Genomic DNA, 21,351 nt, shown 5'->3' with positions numbered 1-21,351 from the left:
TTTCAAGTCGATGTGACTATTAAAGTGGTTGAAGATGATAAATCAATTCAATATATTGCAAAAGAGAATGGTTATATTGCCTTTGAAAATAATACTTACTTGATAAAAACAGAAGTAGATGTTGGTGAGATAAGTTTTAAAACAACTGGTTCGATTGAAAGCGGTGTTGATTCTGATGTAAATATTTTTGTAACTGAAGCTGATGCCATTAAAGATGCCATTGGCTCTGGTATGACTGTTGAGGTTAGTGAAATTGACATTGATGGAAATGTTGGTTCACATGCAAAAGTCATTGCTAAAAAAGCGAAGATTGGCGGGCAGACTCATAAGAGTGCTATGATACGCGCTGATGATGTGGAAATTCATGTTCACAAGGGTAAGGCTTATGGTAAAAAAATTTTTGTTGATCGTCTTGAACATGGGGAGATTGATGGGAATGAAGTACATGTAAATCAGGCTTTAGGTGGACATATTCGTGCAAAAGAGGTGACAATAAATGTCTGTTCTTCACATGTGCATGTAACAGCTTCAAGGCTTATAGAGGTAAAAAAGCTTATAGGGAGTGAGAATAGTTTTACTATTGATCCACTGCTAAAAAAAGATGAACAAAATGGTTTAAAAGAGAATTCTAAGCAGATAAAAGAGTTACAGTATGAGCTAAAAAGTATAAAAAAAGATGTGCAGCAGTACACAACTTTTGTTAAAGAAGGAACTCCTGCATTTATAGAGATAAAAAAGCGTTTGATTCATTACAAAAAAAATGGTGTGAAAATGCCTGAGAGTTTTGTAAAAAAATATAAGCAGTTTCAAAAAATGCAGGAAAAACTCAAAGAATTGACAGCACAAAGTGATGTAGTGCAAGATAAATTAAATCTACTTACGACAAGAACTGCTTCATTTCAAGACAACATTTTTGATGCAAGAGTGATAATGAGAGATACATGGAAAGGATACAACATAATTAAATTTAAACTTGTTGACCCTCCTATGGAGATTGTTTACAAGCCGATGGAACATTCAAACGAGCATGTGTTTGGTTTGGTACAACTTGATGATGACGAGTATGCGATTCGTCCTATGAAAGAGGAGTAAAAGTGATAGTTGGATTAAATGGTAAGATAGTACATAAAGAGCCTTCTTTTGTCCATATTGATGTTAATGGTGTTGTTTATGAGGTCTTCATTTCATTACATACTTTTTCTGCTCTTGGCAGTGAGAGAGTTTCACTCTATACAAGGCATATAATTCGTGAAGATGCACAGTTGCTTTTTGGATTTTTAGAGATGAGTGAAAAAAAACTCTTTGAGCGCCTTATAAAAATAAGCGGCGTAGGTCCAAAAGTTGCCATGGCAATATGTTCTACCTATACACCAACGCAATTTGCAACGGTTATAAACAATAAAGATATGAACGGTGTAAAAAAAGTTCCAGGAATTGGACCTAAAAGTGCAGGGCGTATCTTAGTAGAGTTGAATGGCTTTGATGCAGAAATACTTACTGGAGTAGAGAGCTCTTCAGGCTCTTTGGCATATAGCCAAGCAAGTGAAGCATTAGAGGCATTAGGATTTAAAAAAGATAAAATAGCAAAAGCATTAAGTGCATGTGAGGGCGAAGATACAGCTTCACTTGTCAAAGGTGCATTAAAACTACTACAAACAATTTAAGAAGGAAAAAAATATTGAAATTAACTATACTATTTGGTGGTGCAAGTTTTGAGCATGAAATTAGCATTGTCAGTGCAATAACGATTAAAGAGAAGCTTGCTTCTTTTGATTTAACATTTATATTTTGTGATACAGACCATTCGTTTTATCTTATAGATACATCAAAAATGAAAGCAAAAACATTCTCAAGTGGTGAGCATAAAAAGATGCCTCAACTTACTCTTGAAAAAGGGTGCTTTATGCAAAAAGGTATGTTTTCAAAGAGTGAATACAAGAGTGTGGTACTTAATCTTATTCATGGTGCAGATGGTGAAGATGGAACAGTAGCTGCATTATTGGACTTTTATGGTGTTGATTACATTGGACCAAGAAAAGATGCTTGTACTTTTTCGTATGATAAAAGATATACAAAGTATTTGTGTGATGCAATTGGTGTAAAAAGTGTAAAGTATGAAGTTTTACACAAAAATGAGGCGGCAAATATTGAGACTCCTTACCCTATTATCATAAAACCTTCTCGACTTGGAAGCTCTATTGGTGTGAGTATTGTAAAAGAGGAGAGTGAACTTGACTATGCTTTAGATGTTGCGTTTGAATTTGATAGTACAGTGATAGTTGAGCCATTTTTAGAGGGTGTAAAAGAGTACAATCTTGCAGGATACTATGCCCAAAACAAAATGCACTTTTCAATTGTGGAAGAGCCTCATAAAGAGGAGTTTTTAGATTTTGAAAAAAAATATATGGACTTTTCAAGAAGCGAGCAGGTTTTAAGTGCTAATATAGAAGAGGAACTTACAGCACGGCTAAAATCAAATTTTCAAAGAGTTTATAGCGGTCTTTTTGAGGGTGCATTAATTCGTTGTGACTTCTTTGTTTATAATGATGAAGTATTGCTTAATGAGATAAATCCTATACCTGGTTCAATGGCAAATTATCTTTTTGAAGATTTTATACAAGCCATAGAATCACTCTCTCAATCACTCCCTAAAAGAGAGCAAATAAAAACTAATTATGAGTATATTCACTCCATTTCTAAGGCGAAAGGGAAGTAAATATGGCACAGAAATCCATTGTGTACTGTGGCGAAAATATTGATATAAGTTATGAAATTGTCAATCCAAATGCGAAGATTGATTTTGTCATTTTACATGGTTGGGGAAGCAATAAAAATCTTATGAAACAGTTTTTCTCTCCATATATGAAGGGATTTAGACATATTTATATTGATCTTCCCGGCTTTGGAAATTCAACTGCTTGTTGTGCCATGCAGACAAAAGATGTGGTAGATATTGTAAGAATTTTTTTGCAAGAGATAGATGCTTCTTCTAATATTGTGCTAGGACACTCTTTTGGTGGTAAGGTCGCTCTTTTGTTGGAGCCAAAACTTTTAGTACTTGTGGCAAGTGCTGGCATATATGTGCCAAAGAGTTTTACCATAAAGGCAAAAATAGCTGCGTTTAAACTCCTTAAACTTTTTGGTTTAAGTAAATTTCGCTCTCTTTTGGTAGCTGATGATGCAAAAGAGTTGAGTGAAGATATGTACATAACTTTTAAAAATGTGGTGAATGAAGATTTTACTCAAGAGTTTGCCTCCTTTTCTGGGAAAGCCTTGCTTTTTTGGGGACGAGAAGATTCTGCTACGCCACTGAGTTTGGCACAAAAGATTCACTCGCTTATAAAAAATTCTGAGCTCTATGTTTATGATGGAGACCATTACTTTTTTATGAACAATGCAGAAGATATAGCAAAAAAAATAGAAAAAACTTTTTTCACTTTAGGAGAGTAGATGCAAAATTATCAACTTCTGGCTGCGTTTGTAACAAATGTCGTATTTGTTATGTTACTTGGATGGTATCTTATTACTAATCTGCAGTGGTATGACTATAAGATAGAGAGAGTCATTTTTAAACATCACAAACCTTATTGGCATATTCTTTACTTTATTATTCCATTCGTTGCTTACTATACTACTGGAAAATATTTTATTATCTTTTTTATTTTTGCTTTTTTACCTGCTATTTTTGTCTGGTATAAAAAACTCGATAAAAAACTTGTACTTACTTGGCGTGTAAAACGATTTCTCATTCTTTTAGTTTCGCTTACGCTTTTTCAAGATATTTTATGTACCTTAAAAGAGGGATGTGCGACCTATGGCGTTTTACTCCCTTTAGCTATTGCCTATATTGGAAGTACACTTATAGAGAAGTATCTTTTTACTATTTATAAAAAAGAGGCAAAGAAAAAGCTAAAAAGTATGCAAGATTTACAGATAATTTGCATAACAGGGAGCTATGGAAAGACAAGTATAAAAAACTTTGTAGCACAAATTTTGTCAGAGAAGTTTAGCGTTTATGCAACGCCACGAAGTGTGAATACTTTAGGTGGTATAGTGGCTGATGTGAACAATAATCTTCAAGAAAATACTCAGATTTATGTGTGTGAAGCTGGAGCTAGAGAGACGGGTGACATAGAAATAATTACAAAATTTTTAGAGCCACAGACCGTAGTTGTTGGTCGGGTTGGTGAAGCCCATATTGAGTACTTTAAGTCACTGCATAACATCATTACTACGAAGCTTGAAATTATAAAATCTCCTCGCCTACAAAGAGCCTTTGTGCATACCTCTGTAACAGATGAACCCCATGAAAAAGTAACATTTTTTGGTGATGAAATAAGTGATGTAGAGGCAACACTTGATGGGACTGCGTTTAAGCTTAGCATAGATGATGAGATTTATGAGCTTCATACAAATATACTTGGCAGATTCCAGACGATGAATATTGCTGTAGCTGTAAGAGTGGCAAAAGCCTTTGGAATGACTCATAAAGAGATTGTAAACGCAGTCAAAAAGCTTGAACCTGTAGAGCATAGACTGCAACTCATAAAAGCAGGTGGAAAAATTATTCTCGATGATGGATATAATGGAAACATTGATGGTATGTTAGAGGGCATTCGACTCTGTTCTTTACATGACGGTCGCAAGGTAATTGTCACTCCAGGGCTTGTCGAGAGTACAAAAGAGTTAAATTTACAACTCATAAAAGCTATAAATGATGTTTTTGACATTGTTATAGTAACAGGCGCACTCAATGCAGAACTTTTTAATAAAAACCTAAAAGTTAAAAATAAAATAATGCTCTCTGATAAATCTGCAATGGTCGATGTTCTTGCAAATCAGACGAATTCGGGAGATATTATCCTTTTTGCGAATGATGCACCGAATTTTATATAATAACAGAAATTATTAAGCTTAGTTTGTTTACAATTACTCATCTTAGAAAAAAAGGGTCGAAAATGAAAAAATTGTTAGTAAGTTTAGCAGCTGTTGCTGCATTAAGTACGGGTGCATTTGCTACGGTAAATAGCCAAACAGGTTGTGGTCTTGGTGCAATGATTATTAAAGATGATTCATCTGCTGTTATGTTAGCGCTTCAAGCTACTACAAATGGTACTTCAATGAACCAAACTTTTGGTATTACTTCTGGTACATTGGGATGTAAAAAGACTAAACTTGTTATGAATGAGAGAGCGTCAGAATTTGTTGCTTCAAATATGGATATTTTAGCAAAAGAGATAGCAGTTGGTCACGGTGAGTCTTTGGATGCTTTAGATGAACTTTTAAAAGTAAGTGATAAAGTGGCTTTCAATGCGGCACTTCAAGCAAATTACAATAAAATTTATAGTTCTAAATCAGTTAAAATGGCTGATGTTTTAGATAATATTTCTACAACTGCATTATAAGTTTATATCACACAGGAACTTCCCTGTGTGACAAAGCTCTCTTCAACATAAGGTTTCAGTATTAATTTTTTAAAAATAACTCTTTTTATACTTTTTAGCACACAGCTTTTTTGTGCAACAGGTGTTCAAAATTATAAAAATAGAGCAGAACAACTACAACTCTCAAAAAAACATTATTGGCATATCTTATTGCATATGAATGGTGGTAGTAGTGAGATAGATGATCCAAATTTCTTTTTTGCAATAGATGGTGCGACTAATCCCTCAAGTGAACTAAACGCAACACTTGATGCCTTTTTCTCACCACAAAAAAAGGATGATAATTCAAGCATATGTAAATTTCCTGCACGCTATGCTTGGTTAAAAGAGCAGCTCAAAGCCACTAATTTTCCAAAAGCAAATTGTGTAGAGTATGAGAAGATTTTTAAAAGAGTTGATCCAAAATCTACTACTTTAGTTTTTCCTGCTGCACATATTAACTCTCCAGCTTCTATGTTTGGGCATACATTTTTACGCATAAACTCTTCTTATCACTCTAAGCTGCTCTCTTATGCTGTTAATTATGCTGCAGATGCAGATGAAACGAAAGAAAATGGCATACTCTTTGCAATAAAAGGGCTCACCGGTGGCTACTATGGAATGTATTCTCTGCTTCCTTACTACGATAAACTAAAAGAGTATAGAGATTCTGAGCAGAGAGATATTTGGGAATATGATTTAAACCTTACACAAAAAGAGACTGTGCGTATGTTTAGGCATATTTGGGAGTTAAACGGAACACATTCATATTACTATTTTTTTACTCAAAACTGTTCTTATAATATGCTTTGGTTACTCGAGGCAGCTCGTCCAACTCTTGATTTGCGTTCAAAATTTACTTATCAGGTGATTCCTTTGGAAACGGTTCATGTAGTAAAAAATGCAGGAATAGTTACTTCTTACAATTATCGTCCCTCAAAAAGAACGAAGCTTCTAAAATATGAGAATTTAATAGATAATAAATATGTTTATTTACCTGTAAAACTTGTGAATGGTTTGATGAAGGCAAAAAATATAGATGCAAATAAAAGTATAAATATAACGCAAAAACAGTATATTTTAGAAGCTGCCATTGAGTATTTAGAGTATCAATATAGTAGAGAGAAAGTAAAAAAAGAGGATTATCTTGAGCGTTTTCATGAGCTAACAACACAAAGAGCAAAGCTGGGCATTGGCAAATCACTCCAAATAAAAACACCATCTAACCCAGTAAATGGGCACCGTGCAGTTCGTGTGCAAGCAGGAGTGGGAGTAAGAGATTCTAAGCTTATTAGTTTTCTTGGTTTTCGTCCTGCTTATCATGGTTTAGAAGATAGTAACTACGGGTTTTTAAGAGGAACACAAATAGAATTTTTAAATTTATTAGCTTCATATAGAGAAAATACAATGAAAATTGAAGATGCTACAATCATCTCTATAGTCTCTTTAGCCCAAAGAAGTGAATTTTTTAAAAGCTTTTCATGGCGAACAAAAATAGGGTGGGACAATGACTATCTCACGACAAAACCTACTTTTGATTTTACTATCGGAGCAGGGTATAGTTGGGGTAATAAAATGGGTTATCTCTACTTTTTACTAGATCCACTTTTATATATACAAAATCAACCCGTTAGTGGGCTAGGTGGTACTATTGGGTTTAAAATTGATAAATTTAAAAATTTGAATACAAATGTAGAGTTTAGACAAAGGTACTATGACAATGGTAGGAAGCAGTTACTCATAAATGCACTGCAAGGAGTAAGAGTATCTAAAAATAGCCAAATCGTGTTAAAATACGACTATAAAGAGAAACTCAAAGCAAAGAAGATGCAAAGTGAACAGACTTTTAGGCTTATGTTTAAATACTATTTTTAATTATAGAGGTGGAAGTGTTTGAAATTTATAGATAATATTACAAAATATGTCTCCTATCTGACAGCGTTTATATTGGCTTCTTTAGTGCTTTTAGTTGTTTTTGATGCAACAAGTCGTTATCTTTTTTCAGCAGGTTCTACTGCTCTACAAGAGTTGGAGTGGCACTTTTTTGATGTGGTTATTTTGTTGAGTATTGCATATACTTTGCGAAATAATGCTCATGTTCGTGTAGATATTTTTTATGAAAAGTTCTCACCAAAACTAAAGGCACTTATAAATATTTTCTCATTTGTTTTTTTTGTGCTTCCTCTCTCATTTCTTATTATTTACATCGGTATTGGGTTTGTGGAACTTAGTTTTGTTCAGCATGAGGCTTCGAGTGATCCAGGTGGATTGAAATACCGTTGGATAGTAAAATCATTGATGCCTTTAGCTTTTATACTTTTAGCAATGCAGGCCTTTAAAGAGCTTTGGAGTGATATAAAAAGGTTTAGAGAATTATGATAGCTTTAGTAATGTTTGTGGTAGCACTTATGCTCCTTTTGTTTGGTATTCCTGTTGCCTTTGCCTTTGGTGGCGTTGCTATGATGTTTGCCTTTTTTATTCCTGACATTGGCTTAGAAGTTTTCAATATTTTGCCATTTCGTATTTATGGAATTATGAGTAACACTACGCTTATGGCTGTGCCACTCTTCATTATGATGGGTCTAATTTTAGAAAAATCTGGGATGGCAGAGAAACTTTTAATGTCTATGAGCGCGCTTTTTAAAGGTGTTCGTGGTGGACTTGGTGTAAGTGTGGTTCTTGTTGGTGCTATTCTTGCTGCTTCTACTGGTATCGTTTCAGCTTCTGTTGTTATGATGAGTGTTATTGCTCTGCCACTTATGCTAAATGCAGGTTACAATAAAGGTCTGGCTTCTGGAACGATTGCTGCGAGTGGTACGCTTGGACAGATTATTCCACCCTCTATCATCTTAATCGTTTTAGGTGATGTAATGAGTGTAAGCGTCGGTGATCTGTTTATGGGTGCAGTGCTTCCTGGACTTATACTTGTTTCACTTTATATCACCTACATACTTATTCGAGCCTATATAAAAAAAGAGGACGCTCCTGCCATTGTAAGTGAAGAGAAGGTGACTTTTAGCTCTGTTTTATATGCCATTGTCCCTCCAATGCTTTTGATGTTGGCAGTTTTAGGGAGTATTTTTGCAGGTATTGCTTCACCTACTGAGTCAGCTGCGTTTGGTGTTATTGGTGGTGTGATACTCTCTGCGTTTAATAAAACACTTAACTTTGAGATGATAAAGTATGCCCTTTTTGAGACGATGAAGCTTACGGGAATGATATTTATGATACTCATTGGTGCGACTGCGTTTAGTCTTGTTTTTAATGAGTTGGGTGGAACGGATTTAATACTTGACTTTTTCTCAAATGACATTGGAAATGTTTGGGTCTTTATTGGCGTGGCGATGTTTAGTATTTTTATACTTGGCTTTTTTATAGATTTTATAGAGATAAGTTTTATCATTGTTCCCATTTTAGTTCCTGTTATGTCTGCGTTTGGAATTGACCCTATTTGGTTTGGCGTGCTTATAGCTATGAATTTACAAGCTTCATTTTTAACGCCACCTTTTGGACTTTCACTCTTTTTTCTCAAAGGTGCAGCGGGAAATAGTGTCTCAACTATGGATATTTACAAGGGTATTATTCCCTTTATATTGTTACAACTTGTAGGTTTAGGAGTTGTTATTCTATTTCCAGATTTAGTATTTGCATTTTTATAGGAGGAAGTGATGGAAAATATACTCTATGCCCCATGGCGCGATGAATATGTTACACATGAAAAAATTGAAGGATGCATTTTTTGTTACATATATTCACATGCAGATGAAGATGAAAAACTTCATGTTTTATATAGAGCTAAAAATTGTTTTATAGTGATGAATAAATACCCATACACCCCAGGGCATTTTATGATTATTCCAAATATGCATACTGATAAGCTTGAAGAGCTTCCTGCCGAGACTTGGCTCGAGATGTCAACACTTGCACAAAAATGTGTACGCCTTTTAAAAGAGGGATTCGGTGCAAAGGGTGTTAATATTGGGATGAATCTTGGTGGGGCTGCAGGAGCTGGAATTGCAGAACATATTCATATGCATTTGGTTCCCCGTTGGGAACGAGATACAAATTTCATTACTTCTATAGCTCAAACACGAGTATATTCAACAGATTTTGAAAAAATATATAAAAAACTCAAAAGTTTGATTCCTAAATATATATAAATTTACTAGAATTGATGTATACTAAAAGAAAATAAAGGATATGAAAATGACAGATGCGGTTATTAAAGAATTGGCTGTTAGAAAAGCTGAAATTGAAAAAGAGTTAGAGTTACTTTTTAAAGCAAATATGAAAATTACTGATTGGGATGTTCCTGAAGGTGATGATAGTGAAGCAGCTGATATTATTTTAAATATTATGGATAAAAAGCTTCAAGAACTTCGTGCAGCAGCAAAAGCTGGAAAATATAAAAATTATTAAAACAAACAATACAAAGGACAAACAATGAGTGCACATAAACATAGAGAACATCTGCAAAGAATCAAAGAGGCCGTTGTTAAATCAGATAAGTTGGATGAAAATCAGAAAAGTGATAGCGTAAAACGCATAGAAGAGTGGGTTGAAGAAGATAAAGCTTTTGGCTTACTCAAAGAGGAATTGCTCAATATTAGTGAGTATTTTGAAGTACTTTTTGCAGAACTTGGTTTAAGTAAATAGGTAAAAAATATATATGGCAAATAGATTAAGGATAACAATTGTTGGAGGAATATTACTTAGCATAGTTGGGAGTATAGGTTATATTTACTCTTCAAGAGTTATTGATGAGCTTAAAGATGGTATCTATTTGCAAACAGTAAGAAAGTTATCCTCGAATTTTGAAAAGAGTATAGAAACTAAGAAAAAAGAACTTGCAGTAGCAACTGCAATAATGGCTCAGTCCTCTTCGCAAAATGGAGACAGAGTTTCTCTTAGCTTAAAAAAATATTCTTTATTTGAGAATATCAAATTTTCTTATTTGCCAAAAAGAACTGCAAAACCCTCTAAATCTATTCAAAGTACTATTGCTTTTTACAAAGACAGACCCTACATCACTATTACTGCTCTTGCTCCCGTATATAATGCAAAAGGGAAATATATATCTAATCTTGTTGCAAGGGCTGATTTTGATGCTTTTGCTTTTCACTTTGATGCTAAAGGCTATAGTGTCATAGCCATGGTCAATAAAAATAAAAGCCGTTACTTTTCAAACCCTTTTTACTTTTCCAATCTTATTGAGACTATTAATATTTTACCAAGAAAAAAAATGGCAAATCTTGATCGCTATGTTGTAGATGAAAAGAGTGGTTTACTTTTAAGCGCATTTGAGTTGAAAAATATAGATTCAGTAGGTAAAGTAAAAATTATTTTAGCAAAAAACCTTAGAGATATTGACCTCTCTAGCGTGGATAAAGAGATAGAAAAAATTGTTTTAATAGCAGTTCTGTTATTCTTATTGTTAATGTTATTACTTTATAAAGTTTTTATTACAAATTACAGTAAAAGTGTCGCAGACTACTACGAAGAGCTTTTGGAAGATTTGGCAGAAAAAGATTTAGAGATACAAAGGCAAGCGGATGTGATTAAGTTTATAGCAATGAATGATCCTCTTACTGGGCTAGACAATAAGGTTTCCTTGGTTAATAAACTCGATAACATTATTAGTAATGCTAAAATTAATGAGTATCAGGTTGGAATTGTGTTTCTTGATTTAGATAAATTTAAAAAGATAAATGATGTATATGGACATGATATAGGTGATTTATTGTTGCGAAAAGTGGCGGATAGACTTAAAGAGTGTATACATAAAAATGACATTGTAGCGAGAATTAGTGGAGATGAATTTGTTGTAGTTGAAACGAGTATGACTGATTATAGTAATGCAAATTTAATAGAAAAAATTATTTTTATTATGAAAAAGCCATTTTATATAAAAAATAAAGATATTCACATTACATTTAGTATTGGTCGCAGTATTTTAGGGCAAGATGGAAATGATGTAGATAGTTTACTCAAAAATGCTGAAACTGCGATGTATATTTCAAAGGATAAAGGATCAAATAACTATGTAACTTATGATGCATCGATGGGAAAAATGTCTCAAAAAAGAGTTGAACTTGATAAAAATATACGCAGTGCTCTTAAAAATCAGGAGTTAGTGCCTTATTACCAACCAAAAATAAATGCATTAACAAATGAGGTTGTAGGGCTTGAGGCTTTAATCCGCTGGAGGGATGCTAAAAAGGGTATTATTTATCCTGGTGAATTTATTCCGTTCTGTGAAGAGAGTGATCTTATAATTGACATAGATAGATATATGTTAATTCACTCAATGAGACAACTTTCAATGTGGCATAAAGAGGGTGTGAAAACTGGGAAAGTTTCTGTTAATGTTTCGACAAAAAAACTTGAAAAAGGTGATTTTGTTACTGAATTAAAACAAATCCTTTTGAGTGAAAATTTTGATCCAGCTTATTTAGAAGTAGAAATATTAGAGAGTCAAGTTATGAATAATCCTAAACGCTCCATTGAGATACTTAAACAAGTGAGAGAACTTGGGGTTTCTATTGCTATTGATGATTTTGGTACTGGTTATTCTTCGCTTTCGTATCTTAAAGAGTTGCCAGTTGACAAGATTAAAATTGATCGTAGTTTTATTATAGATCTTCCATATAATAAAGATGCAGTCTCTATTGTTAGAACTATTATCGCACTTGCAAAAAATCTTCATTTAGAAATAATAGCAGAAGGTGTTGAGACGAAGGAACAGTTAGATTTTCTTATAGAAGAAGGATGTGTAAACATTCAGGGATATTACTTTTCAAAACCGCTCTCAGCCATGATTTGTAAAGATTTTCTTCTATCAAAAAATGATAAAAGATAAGAGTATAGATATGCAGATGGTTGTTGATTCCTTAAGAAAAAAAGGAAAACTTTTTAAAAAGATGCAAGAGATTGCTCCTAAAGAATTGGGAGTCAGAAATAAAATAAAAATTTATAAAGCGACAGATACTTATGGCTATTTTTGGGCTATTTTTGCAGTGAGTCAAAAGAGCCGTATTTTGATGAAAGATGTACATAAATTTGAAGAGATATATGCAAAACTCACGCTTTATTGTGAGCATAATTTTAAGCATAAAATCATTTTTATAGATGCTCCTCTTTGTTCTAAAGCTCAAAAAGCTTTTAAGGAAGCTCTCTGGAAAATTCAGTAATGCTTCTTTGTGATATTGGCAATACTTCATACCACTTTCTTGACGGTGAGAATACATTTAAAGAGAGTGTTTCTACATTTAATCCGACATCAATTACAAAAAAAGTATATTTTATCTCTGTAAATGCAGCCGTTAGTAAAAAACTCTCCTTTTTAGAAAATTGGATTGATTTAGCTGCGTTTGTAGATAAGAAAAAATACTATGAGACTATGGGCATCGATAGAATTGTCGCTGCAATGGCAGTAAAAAATGCTGTGATTGTTGATGCAGGAAGTGCGCTTACTGTTGATATGGTGAAAAATGGAGTTTTTTGTGGTGGATTTATTTATCCTGGGGTAAGGGCAATGCAAAAAACTTATGAAAATATCTCTCCTGCTCTTGCATATTCATTTAACTTTGAGTGTGACTTAGATATAATGCCAAAAAATTCACAAGATGCTATAAGTTATGGATATTTAAAAACACTTTATCTTGAGCTTATATCCCATAATCTACCTATTATTTTAACAGGTGGGGATGCGTCAAAATTTAAAAAGATATTTAAGGATGCAAAAATTGATGAGCAGTTGATTTTTAATTCTATGAAAAAGATTATAAAAGAGAATGAGGAAAGCTTATGTTAACAGTTGCACTGCCAAAGGGTCGTATAGCGAAAGAGACTTTAGAAATTTTTGAGACTATTTTTGGTGATAGTTTTAAATTTGATGATAGAAAATTGATACTTGAGACTCCAAAGTTTCGTTTTTTACTTGTACGAAATCAAGATGTGGCCACTTATGTTTATCATCAGGCAGCAGACATTGGTGTTGTAGGACTTGATACGCTAGAAGAGCAGGGGCTTGATGTTGTTCGTCTGCTTGATTTGCGTCGTGGTGTTTGTAAAGTTGCCATCGGTATGCGAAAAGGTGAAAAGCTAGACCTTAGTAAACCAGAACTCAAAGTAGCTTCTAAAATGGTAAATATTACAAAGCGTTACTTTGAAGAGAGAGCTGTAAGTGTTGACATTATTAAGCTTTATGGTTCTATTGAACTTGCACCGCTTATCGGGCTTGCTGATATGATTGTGGACATTGTGGAGACAGGCACGACTATGAAGCAAAATGGGCTTGAAGTTGTTCAAGACATAATGACAAGTTCTACTTATCTTATAGCAAATAAAAACTCATATATCTCTAAAAAAGATGAAGTTTTAGACATTTATGAGAAGATAAACGCAGTGATAAAAGCAGAGCAAAACGCTTAATGACAAACTTAGATTTATATGCAAAAGCAGAGCATCTTTTAGGAATAGAGGAGGCTACTGAAGCTCTTTATGACCTTTACCGTTCAGAACTTGATGATTATAACGTAAAAACACTTCTTGATGTAGGCTGTGGTCGTGGTGGTTTTATGCAACGCATGATAAGTGATGGTGTAGAGTGTAAGGGTGTCGATTTAAGTGCTGTGATGGTTGCAGAGTGTCAAGAAGCAGGACTCGATGCTGAGTGCATTGATGTGGCAGATGTCGCTGGTAAATATGATGCTATTGTAAGTATTTTTGATGTTCTTAACTTTATGGACAAAGATGATTTAGTGAAGTTTTGTGAGGCAATTGCTGAAAAACTTAATGATGATGGCATTTTTATAGCAGATATAAATACACTCTATGGATTTAGTGATGTTGCAGAGGGTACGATGAGCAATGATGAAGACGATGAGTTTTTAGTCGTAGATGCTGCGTTTGAAAATAAAGAACTTCATACAAAATTTACACTCTTTGAAAAAGATGAAGACGGTAGATATATGAAATATCAAGATACCATTGTACAATATTTTCATAAGATACAATTCTTTCAAAAACTCTCGGGATTAAAACTTATTGAAAAGCAGATTTTTTCACTTTATGACACAGAAGATAAGACGCTTTTAATCTTTAAAAGACGATAATTAGGTATAACAAAATAAGGATATAGATATGAGTAAACACAAACAAAAAATTCAAAAAGTTTTTGAACACCCAATGTCAGGAAATATCGATAGTAAAAAGTTATTGGTTGCTTTAGAACATTATGGTGCAAAAGTTGATGTGAATAAAGAGCATCGCGCTATTATTCATCTAAATGGAAAAGAGCATTCTCTTACGCTTTCACATAGACCAGAACTTTCAAAAGACGCCATTACAAAACTTCGTCACTTTCTTGAAGAAGTTGGACTTACAGCAGATAAGCTATAGTTAAAAAACTATAGCTTCATAAACATAGATTGTTGCTTTTGGACAATCTTGTGGGGCTATGCCCGCTTTTTCTTCACAACAGCTTCTAAAAAATTCTTTTGCATTCCATCCCATGTCTGTAGCTACTTGTGGTAGGTATGTTCCATTTTTACCGCCATATTCCATATAAATACCATGTTTACCAACTACTATTTCATCAACTGAGTCTATTTTTTGTCTGGGGGTTAGTATGGAAATTTCAATGCTTATTTTATCAAGCTCCTGCTCTGTAACAGGTTGGAATCTTGTGTCATATCGTGAAGCTGAAATTGCCATATCTATGATAATTTCATAAAGCGGTTGATTAGGCTCAAACCTTCCAACACAACCGCGTAATTTGGAATTTTCATGTAGGGTGACAAAGGCACCTAACTTCTCCTTCAGAATTTGAGGTAATTTTGAAGGATCAATACTAAGCTGTTTATTGTTTTTAACAGCCTCATCAAGTGCAGCTCTGGCAATAGTTTTTATTAACTTTTTTTCGTCATATGTAATTATAATATTACTCATAATTTCCTCTTTATTGAAAATTATACATTTTTAACTATTAAGTTTTCTTTTAATTCAAATCCGGCTTTGGAGTTGCATCTGTAGATGCTGGAAGCATTGGCATCATCATATGCGGTTTTTTACCTGTGAGTGAACCTAAGAAAGCCTCAATGGAGCTAGCTTGCTTGTCGCTTATTTTTGTACCAAGTTGAATACGCCCCATCTCTTTGATGGCATCTTTTAAATTCCAAATCATACCATTATGAAAATAGGGTGCTGTTTCAGTGATATTTCTAAGTGTTGGTACTTTTACCATGCCATTTTTATCGCCTTTGAAGTCACCTGTACTCATATATTTGTATGTTCCTGTTACATTAAATGCACCCATCTCTCCACCAAGTGCTACGCCGTTATGGCAAGATGCACAACCAATCTGAATAAAAGTTTTTAATCCCTCTTTTTGTTTAGGAGTCATAGCCTCTTTGTAACCATTTAAAAATGCATCATACGGTGCAGGAGTTACTAAAGTTCTTTCAAAATTACCAATGGTATCTGTAATTTTTTCAAATGTAATTTTTACATTATCTCCATAAGCCTCTTTAAACTCTTTGACATACTCAGGCATAGATTTTATAACTTTAACTATATGCTCTTTTGTTGCTGCCATTTCAGGATGAGCAAGAGTTGGTCCTTGTGCTTGAGCTTCTAAATCTTTTGCGCGTCCATCCCAAAATTGTGAACCAAAAAATACAGCATTATAAACAGTAGGTGAGTTTAAGTGGTGAGGATTGTGTCTCCATTTATGTCCTGTAGCAGCGCCTACACCATCATCTCCACCTTCCATAAGGTTGTGACAAGTGTTACATGAAATGAGTTCACTTTTTGAAAGACGAGGATCCATATAGAGTTTTTCACCAAGTTTTACTTTTGCTTTACTAATAGGGTTTTTCGGGTTGTCAATAAGCTTTAAAAGCGCGCTTTGTGACGCTGGAATAGGTGTGAGTCCTGCATTTTTTGCATCCTGTGCTAATGAACCTGCCATGAGTGAAGCCGTTGTGAGTGTAATTGCTACAATTCTTTTCATAAGTCTATCCTAGTAAATATATTTAAAGATAATAATTATCTTTTTGTAGGAGAATTATAGCGAGAAAAGACTTAAAAGAAAATAATTATCTTTTAACTGTTTTTTATAAGCTTTATTGCACTTTTTACTGCGTTTAAATAACTCAAATTATTGGCTTGATTTTTGTATGCAATATCAAACGCAGTGCCATGATCTACTGAGGTTCTTATGATTGGAAGATTGAGAGAGATGTTTACACTCTCATCAAAGTAGAGGGCTTTGAGTGGTGCTAAACCTTGGTCATGATACATTGCCACAAAATAGTTGTAGTTTTTACGGAAGTAGGGTGCAAAAGCAACATCTGGAACAATTGGACCAACGAACTGTTCAAAGCCTATTGCTTCATTGGCACTATTTATTGCCTTTGTGATGATTTGCTCTTCATCGCCTAAAACACCATTGTCTCCTGCATGGGGATTCAGTCCAAGCACGGCAATTTTCTCTTTTTTTATAGAGTTGTGCAAGTCAAGAAAAAATTGCTTTAGTCTATTGTGCTCAATTGCAGAGGCAACCTCTTTGAGAGGAACATGTTCTGTAAAAAGTGCTACAAACATATCTGGAGTACCAAGCATCATAATGGCATCTTTGTCGAAATACTTACGCATTAAATCAGTATGCCCTTTATACTCAAGCCCTGCCATCATCCAAGCTTCTTTGTGAATAGGAAGTGTTACTACAGCTTCAGCCTGCTGGGTTTGACAGAGTTCTATGGCTTTCATAAAAGAGTCATAAGCATACTTGCCACTCTGTGCATTTACTTTTGCTACTTTTATATCAAAATACCCATCAATAGGGGCAATAGTAAAATCATCAGGTATAGCTGCGTTTAGCAGGGTGGCTGCTTGTGCAAGCATCTCCTCATTGATGCAATAAACTGGTTTACAAAGTTTTGAGATTTCTTTATGGGAATTGAAAGCGAGTTCTATGCCTACACCACTCAAATCGCCAATGCTTATGGCTATAGTCGGTTTGTTCATCGTCTAGTTGCTCTTTTCATCTCTTGAATTGCTTCTGCTAATCCTGTAAAAACACTTCTAGCGATGATAGTCTGACCAATATTTAACTCTGAAATCTCTTGAATTTTAACTATTTCATGAACATTTCGGTAGTTAAGACCATGTCCTGCTGCTACTTCAAGTCCAAGCTTTTTTGCATGAATTGCAGAGAGTTTTATCTGCTCTATAGACTCTTCTAACTTTGTACTCAATGCAGTTCTTGATAATTCTAACTCTTTTAGAGAGTGATTAGAGTAGGGCAAAGAGGAGTTTAACATGGCATAGATGTTTGAAAATGCACCTGTGTGTAGCTCTACCATTTCCGCACCTAACTCTTTTGACTGCTCCATAGCTTTTATGGTTGGATCAACAAAAAGTGAGACAGGAATGAATGCATCGTGGAGTTGCTCTATTGCATACGATATTTCATTTTCATGTGTAAAAAGATCAAGTCCACCCTCTGTTGTAACCTCTTCTCTCTTTTCAGGAACAAGAGTCGCACGATGGGGTTTTAGCTCACTTACTATATCTAAAATCTCTCTATTAATGGAACACTCCAAATTAACAGGAACTTTAGAGTGCATCAAGATGTTTTTAACATCAATATCTTGAATATGGCGTCTGTCTTCTCTGAGATGAATGGTGATTTGCTCGGCACCATTTTCACATGCTACATAAAGAGCCTGTAAAATATCTGGGTCATTTACTCTACGAGCTTCTCGCAAAACTGCTACATGGTCTATATTTACACCTAATGTCATCGTTATTTTTCCTCTTTTTCTTTTACTCTATTGTAAAATTCTAAATATTTTTTTTCTAAGTTTTCATGGCTGATAATTTCACCAATATGTACTTCTATAGTGTAAGTTTTTTGATAAGGTGCATTTTTAAACACTTTTTCAAGTTGGTCATTGATATAGACAGGAACTATATCAAGATTGTTTGCTTTGGCGATTTTTTGCGCACCGCCTTGAAACTCTTGTACACCTTCTCCTTTAAATCTTTCACCCTCTGGAAAGATGTAGAGATTCATATCATCTACTTTTGCAAAAGTTTTTTTGATTTTTTTGAAAAATGTTAAAAGACCTCGTTTATTTTCCAAATCAACGCTAATGCAACCACTGTATTGAAAAAATTTTCCATAAAGTGGATCATCAAAGAGTTCTTGTTTTGCAATCCAAGTTCCATTTTTATGGAATCTTGAAAAGACATTTTCCATTACAAGAATATCAAGTAAAGACCTATGATTTATAGCATAAAGAATTTTATCTTTTTTAGGAAGTTCACCTATGATTTTCACTTCAATATTTAGAAAATTTAAAACATCATTACAGTAACTTTGTCGCTCTTTAGAGAGCTCTTGGTAACCGTACTTTTGTGTAATAAATGGATGAAAATAAGTTTTTTTAAATATTTTGATATATTTATATCCAAGTTCTATCATAAAAATATATTTACCTAAATCTTTGAACATATAATTTTCCTTATGCGTTATTCTTTTTAAGAGTCATCTCTGTTTCCATCAATTTTATCTCATCATTAGCATGAATACGAATAGTGTCATCAGCTTTAAGCTTTTTTTTAGAGATTTTTTTAGGATAATTAAAATGATTTAAAATATGTTTAATAGTATTAATACGAGCTTTTTTCTTGTTGTCTGAGCGAATGACCGTCCATGGAGCATACTCTGTATGTGAAGCAAGAAGCATAGAGTATTTTGCTATGGTGTATTTGTCCCATAAGCCCTGTGACTGCTCATCAACAGGCGAGAGTTTGTACTGTTTAAGTGGATCCGTGCGTCTTTTATCGAAGCGTTTTTTTTGCTCATGTTTTGAGACAGAGAAGTAAAACTTGAAGATTTTTATGTCGGAATTTACAAGCATCTTTTCAAATTCAGGTACTTCATGTAAGAACTCTTTATGCTCCTCTTGTGTACAAAATCCCATAACAGGCTCAACTCCTGCACGGTTGTAGTAACTTCTGTCAAAAAGGACTATTTCTCCAGCTGCAGGAAGGTGTTGAACATATCTTTGAAAATACCACTGTGTACGCTCTTTGTCACTTGGCTTATCAAGTGCTACAACTCTTGCACCACGAGGATTAAGATGCTCTGTAATGCGTTTAATCGTTCCACCTTTTCCAGCAGCATCGCGTCCTTCAAATATCATTAACACTTTTTGTCCACTCTCTTTGATGTAATTTTGCATCTTAAGAAGTTCAATTTGAAGCGTTTTTAGTTCATCTTCATATTGCAGAACTTCATCTTTTACCCAGACCGCTACACGCTTTTTATGTGGATCTTTTTCACGCTTTTCACTTTTAAGCTCTTTTTTGTTTTTTCGTCTATCTTCATGGATTATCTCTTCGAGCTCTGTTCCATCACTTATTTCATCATCTAGTATATCTCTCTCTTGACCCATACTGTTCTCCTTTAAAGTGAGTTTGTTATTAGTGTATTAATCTCATCAATATTTTGCGTATTTGCAAAACAACTTGTCTCTCCACAAATCATAAAACCATCTTCCTCTGACACTTTAAAAAGAGTAAAAGGATAGTGTAATACTTTACTTGCTAATGCACCGTTTTGTATTTTTTGTGCTGTTGTCTTTATAATTCTATCACCTTTTACATATCTCAAAGCTTGTATGAGCATAAAAGGGTAGTAAATTGGTTTGCGTCCAAGCTCATAAGAGTTATACTCCATTGTTTTAAAAGCAAAATGGGTATATTTTTCATCTTCAAGGAGTGTGCCAAGTGTTAAGAGTGCATCTACCATGACACTTACCGAGCTTGTATAGGTTGTATCTGTAACTTCAGCTTTTACAGCAAATTCTCCGGCACTAAAGTTCCATAAACCTCTGTCATAAAACTCTTCAAGTGCCTTGTTTATAAATCTCTGTGCATGGATGAGATAGAGTTCATCTTGTGTATATTTAAACGCAGTGAGTAGGGCTTGTGAAAGAAAAGCATAATCTTCTAAAAAAGCTTCAACTTTTGGCTCTTTGTGAATGAGGGTTGTATGGTAAAGTGTTCCATCAAGAAACATTGTATCTAAAAGTTTGTCCAAACTTAGTATAGCTTTGTCTTTGTAAATGCAGTCAATAGTGCCTAATTTAAAGAGTGAATTTATCATCATCGCCGACCAAGAAGTTTGCACTTTTTTATCTATAAAAGGGTACTCTCTTTTTGCTCTAAGATTTTGGAGTAAAATTTTTACTTCATCAAACCATGAAGGCACCTCTTTCTCAAATCTTACTATATTTTGACCCATTTCAAAGTTTCCATGGTGAGAGATGTTCATCTCTTGGCACATCTCTTGAGCGTTGTTATAACCATTTTGAGTTAAAACTGTGTAAACCTCTTCATAGCTGTATGTAAAGTAAGTGCCTTCACCTCCTTCACTATCTGCATCACTTGCACTGTAAAAAAGTCCATCTTCACTCATAAAATGGAGCCAAAAATCTGCCACTTCTTTTGCAGTCTTTAAGTAGCTCTCATGAGAGTAAGTGTTATATGCTTCACTATAAACACCACAAAGAAGGGCGTTATCATAGAGCATCTTCTCAAAATGTGGAACAAGCCACTTCTCGTCTACAGAGTATCTACAAAATCCTCCATCAACGAGGTCATACATACCACCCTTTGCCATACTTGTAAGTGTTGTCTCTACCATCGCTTTTGCTGCTTTATCATTGTAAAGTCTATCTATTGTTATTAAGGCATTGAGTGTTGTTGCGTGAGGAAATTTTGGTTTGCTTGAAAAACCGCCATTTCTTGTATCGTAGTTGTTTTTTGCTTGAAGCATAAAGTTTTTGTAAAAATCCTCTTTTAAAACGGTTGCCTCTTTAGGATGCTCTGGATGGTTTAAAAATCCTTCAAT

At 34.2% G+C, this 21,351-nt stretch carries 24 protein-coding genes and 1 pseudogene; 18 read left to right on the top strand and 7 right to left on the bottom strand.

The features are described 5' to 3' along the window. From MVY38_RS09045 to MVY38_RS08960, 18 genes and pseudogenes are all read left to right on the top strand, one after another. A pseudogene (locus tag MVY38_RS09045) lies at window positions 1-1,092 on the top strand (hypothetical protein); the annotation flags it as partial. A 2-nt stretch (window positions 1,093-1,094) separates the two neighbouring features. Then, window positions 1,095-1,664: a Holliday junction branch migration protein RuvA gene (ruvA, locus tag MVY38_RS09040; RefSeq protein ID WP_297485419.1), complete on the top strand. Its 570-nt coding sequence runs from the start codon at window positions 1,095-1,097 to the stop codon at window positions 1,662-1,664. A gap of 14 nt (window positions 1,665-1,678) precedes the next feature. Next, on the top strand, window positions 1,679-2,716 hold the full coding sequence (locus tag MVY38_RS09035; protein ID WP_297485417.1) for a D-alanine--D-alanine ligase: 1,038 nt from the start codon (window positions 1,679-1,681) through the stop codon (window positions 2,714-2,716). 2 nt (window positions 2,717-2,718) lie between these two features. Next, complete coding sequence (locus MVY38_RS09030) at window positions 2,719-3,450, top strand: alpha/beta fold hydrolase (protein ID WP_297485415.1); 732 nt, start codon at window positions 2,719-2,721, stop codon at window positions 3,448-3,450. Continuing rightward, complete coding sequence (gene murF / locus MVY38_RS09025; RefSeq protein WP_297485413.1) at window positions 3,451-4,896, top strand: UDP-N-acetylmuramoyl-tripeptide--D-alanyl-D-alanine ligase; 1,446 nt, start codon at window positions 3,451-3,453, stop codon at window positions 4,894-4,896. Between the two features lie 62 nt (window positions 4,897-4,958). Continuing rightward, complete coding sequence (locus MVY38_RS09020; RefSeq protein ID WP_297485411.1) at window positions 4,959-5,405, top strand: DUF3015 family protein; 447 nt, start codon at window positions 4,959-4,961, stop codon at window positions 5,403-5,405. Window positions 5,406-5,600: 195 nt separating this feature from the next. Then, window positions 5,601-7,298, top strand: a complete 1,698-nt coding sequence (locus tag MVY38_RS09015; protein ID WP_297485409.1) for a DUF4105 domain-containing protein — start codon at window positions 5,601-5,603, stop codon at window positions 7,296-7,298. 18 nt (window positions 7,299-7,316) lie between these two features. Next, on the top strand, window positions 7,317-7,802 hold the full coding sequence (locus MVY38_RS09010) for a TRAP transporter small permease subunit (protein ID WP_297485407.1): 486 nt from the start codon (window positions 7,317-7,319) through the stop codon (window positions 7,800-7,802). Continuing rightward, the gene (locus MVY38_RS09005) at window positions 7,799-9,082 is read left to right on the top strand and encodes a TRAP transporter large permease subunit (protein WP_297485405.1); all 1,284 of its coding nucleotides are present in this window, start codon (window positions 7,799-7,801) and stop codon (window positions 9,080-9,082) included. The genes MVY38_RS09010 and MVY38_RS09005 overlap by 4 nt, the downstream gene beginning before the upstream one ends. A gap of 9 nt (window positions 9,083-9,091) precedes the next feature. After that, window positions 9,092-9,583 carry an HIT domain-containing protein gene (locus MVY38_RS09000; RefSeq protein ID WP_297485403.1) on the top strand — a complete coding sequence of 164 codons (492 nt, stop codon included), beginning with the start codon at window positions 9,092-9,094 and terminating at the stop codon, window positions 9,581-9,583. A 46-nt stretch (window positions 9,584-9,629) separates the two neighbouring features. Beyond that, window positions 9,630-9,842, top strand: a complete 213-nt coding sequence (locus MVY38_RS08995; protein WP_297485401.1) for a hypothetical protein — start codon at window positions 9,630-9,632, stop codon at window positions 9,840-9,842. Between the two features lie 24 nt (window positions 9,843-9,866). Then, window positions 9,867-10,079 (top strand): hypothetical protein, encoded by a 213-nt coding sequence (locus MVY38_RS08990; RefSeq protein ID WP_297485399.1) that lies wholly within the window; start codon window positions 9,867-9,869, stop codon window positions 10,077-10,079. Window positions 10,080-10,092: 13 nt separating this feature from the next. Next, entirely contained in the window at window positions 10,093-12,282 is a 2,190-nt protein-coding gene (locus MVY38_RS08985) for an EAL domain-containing protein (RefSeq protein ID WP_297485397.1), read from the top strand. Then, window positions 12,269-12,613, top strand: a complete 345-nt coding sequence (locus tag MVY38_RS08980) for a hypothetical protein (protein WP_297485396.1) — start codon at window positions 12,269-12,271, stop codon at window positions 12,611-12,613. Before MVY38_RS08985 ends, MVY38_RS08980 begins: the two co-directional genes overlap by 14 nt. After that, window positions 12,613-13,236, top strand: coding sequence for a type III pantothenate kinase (locus MVY38_RS08975; RefSeq protein ID WP_297485394.1), 624 nt, complete (start codon window positions 12,613-12,615; stop codon window positions 13,234-13,236). Before MVY38_RS08980 ends, MVY38_RS08975 begins: the two co-directional genes overlap by 1 nt. Then, window positions 13,230-13,856, top strand: coding sequence for an ATP phosphoribosyltransferase (gene hisG / locus MVY38_RS08970; RefSeq protein ID WP_297485392.1), 627 nt, complete (start codon window positions 13,230-13,232; stop codon window positions 13,854-13,856). Before MVY38_RS08975 ends, hisG begins: the two co-directional genes overlap by 7 nt. Beyond that, a complete protein-coding gene (locus MVY38_RS08965) occupies window positions 13,856-14,539 on the top strand; it encodes a class I SAM-dependent methyltransferase (RefSeq protein ID WP_297485390.1) in 684 nt (227 codons plus the stop codon). Before hisG ends, MVY38_RS08965 begins: the two co-directional genes overlap by 1 nt. Window positions 14,540-14,567: 28 nt before the next feature. After that, window positions 14,568-14,825, top strand: coding sequence for a hypothetical protein (locus tag MVY38_RS08960; protein WP_297485388.1), 258 nt, complete (start codon window positions 14,568-14,570; stop codon window positions 14,823-14,825). On the opposite strand, the gene amrA is transcribed toward MVY38_RS08960, so the two are convergent. The 7 genes from amrA to MVY38_RS08925 all read right to left on the bottom strand — a co-directional run. Then, window positions 14,826-15,374 carry an AmmeMemoRadiSam system protein A gene (gene amrA / locus MVY38_RS08955; protein ID WP_297485386.1) on the bottom strand — a complete coding sequence of 183 codons (549 nt, stop codon included), beginning with the start codon at window positions 15,372-15,374 and terminating at the stop codon, window positions 14,826-14,828. It lies immediately after the preceding gene. Window positions 15,375-15,423: 49 nt separating this feature from the next. After that, window positions 15,424-16,437, bottom strand: coding sequence for a cytochrome-c peroxidase (locus MVY38_RS08950; protein ID WP_297485384.1), 1,014 nt, complete (start codon window positions 16,435-16,437; stop codon window positions 15,424-15,426). 92 nt (window positions 16,438-16,529) lie between these two features. Next, complete coding sequence (gene pdxA, locus MVY38_RS08945; RefSeq protein WP_297485383.1) at window positions 16,530-17,453, bottom strand: 4-hydroxythreonine-4-phosphate dehydrogenase; 924 nt, start codon at window positions 17,451-17,453, stop codon at window positions 16,530-16,532. After that, window positions 17,450-18,232, bottom strand: coding sequence for a pyridoxine 5'-phosphate synthase (locus MVY38_RS08940; protein WP_297485381.1), 783 nt, complete (start codon window positions 18,230-18,232; stop codon window positions 17,450-17,452). The genes pdxA and MVY38_RS08940 overlap by 4 nt, the downstream gene beginning before the upstream one ends. Before the next feature lie 2 nt (window positions 18,233-18,234). Beyond that, complete coding sequence (locus MVY38_RS08935; protein WP_297485379.1) at window positions 18,235-18,945, bottom strand: lysophospholipid acyltransferase family protein; 711 nt, start codon at window positions 18,943-18,945, stop codon at window positions 18,235-18,237. A 10-nt stretch (window positions 18,946-18,955) separates the two neighbouring features. Then, window positions 18,956-19,891, bottom strand: coding sequence for a polyphosphate kinase 2 (gene ppk2 / locus MVY38_RS08930; RefSeq protein ID WP_297485377.1), 936 nt, complete (start codon window positions 19,889-19,891; stop codon window positions 18,956-18,958). Window positions 19,892-19,902: 11 nt separating this feature from the next. Then, window positions 19,903-21,351 (bottom strand): thioredoxin domain-containing protein (locus MVY38_RS08925; protein WP_297485375.1); only part of this gene is annotated, 1,449 nt, incomplete at its 5' end.

It is taken from the genome of Sulfurimonas sp. (genome assembly GCF_027056685.1).
GTDB lineage: Bacteria > Campylobacterota > Campylobacteria > Campylobacterales > Sulfurimonadaceae > Sulfurimonas.
The sequence above is the reverse complement of the archived record's forward strand: the minus strand, read 5'-3'. Positions and strand labels throughout refer to the sequence as shown.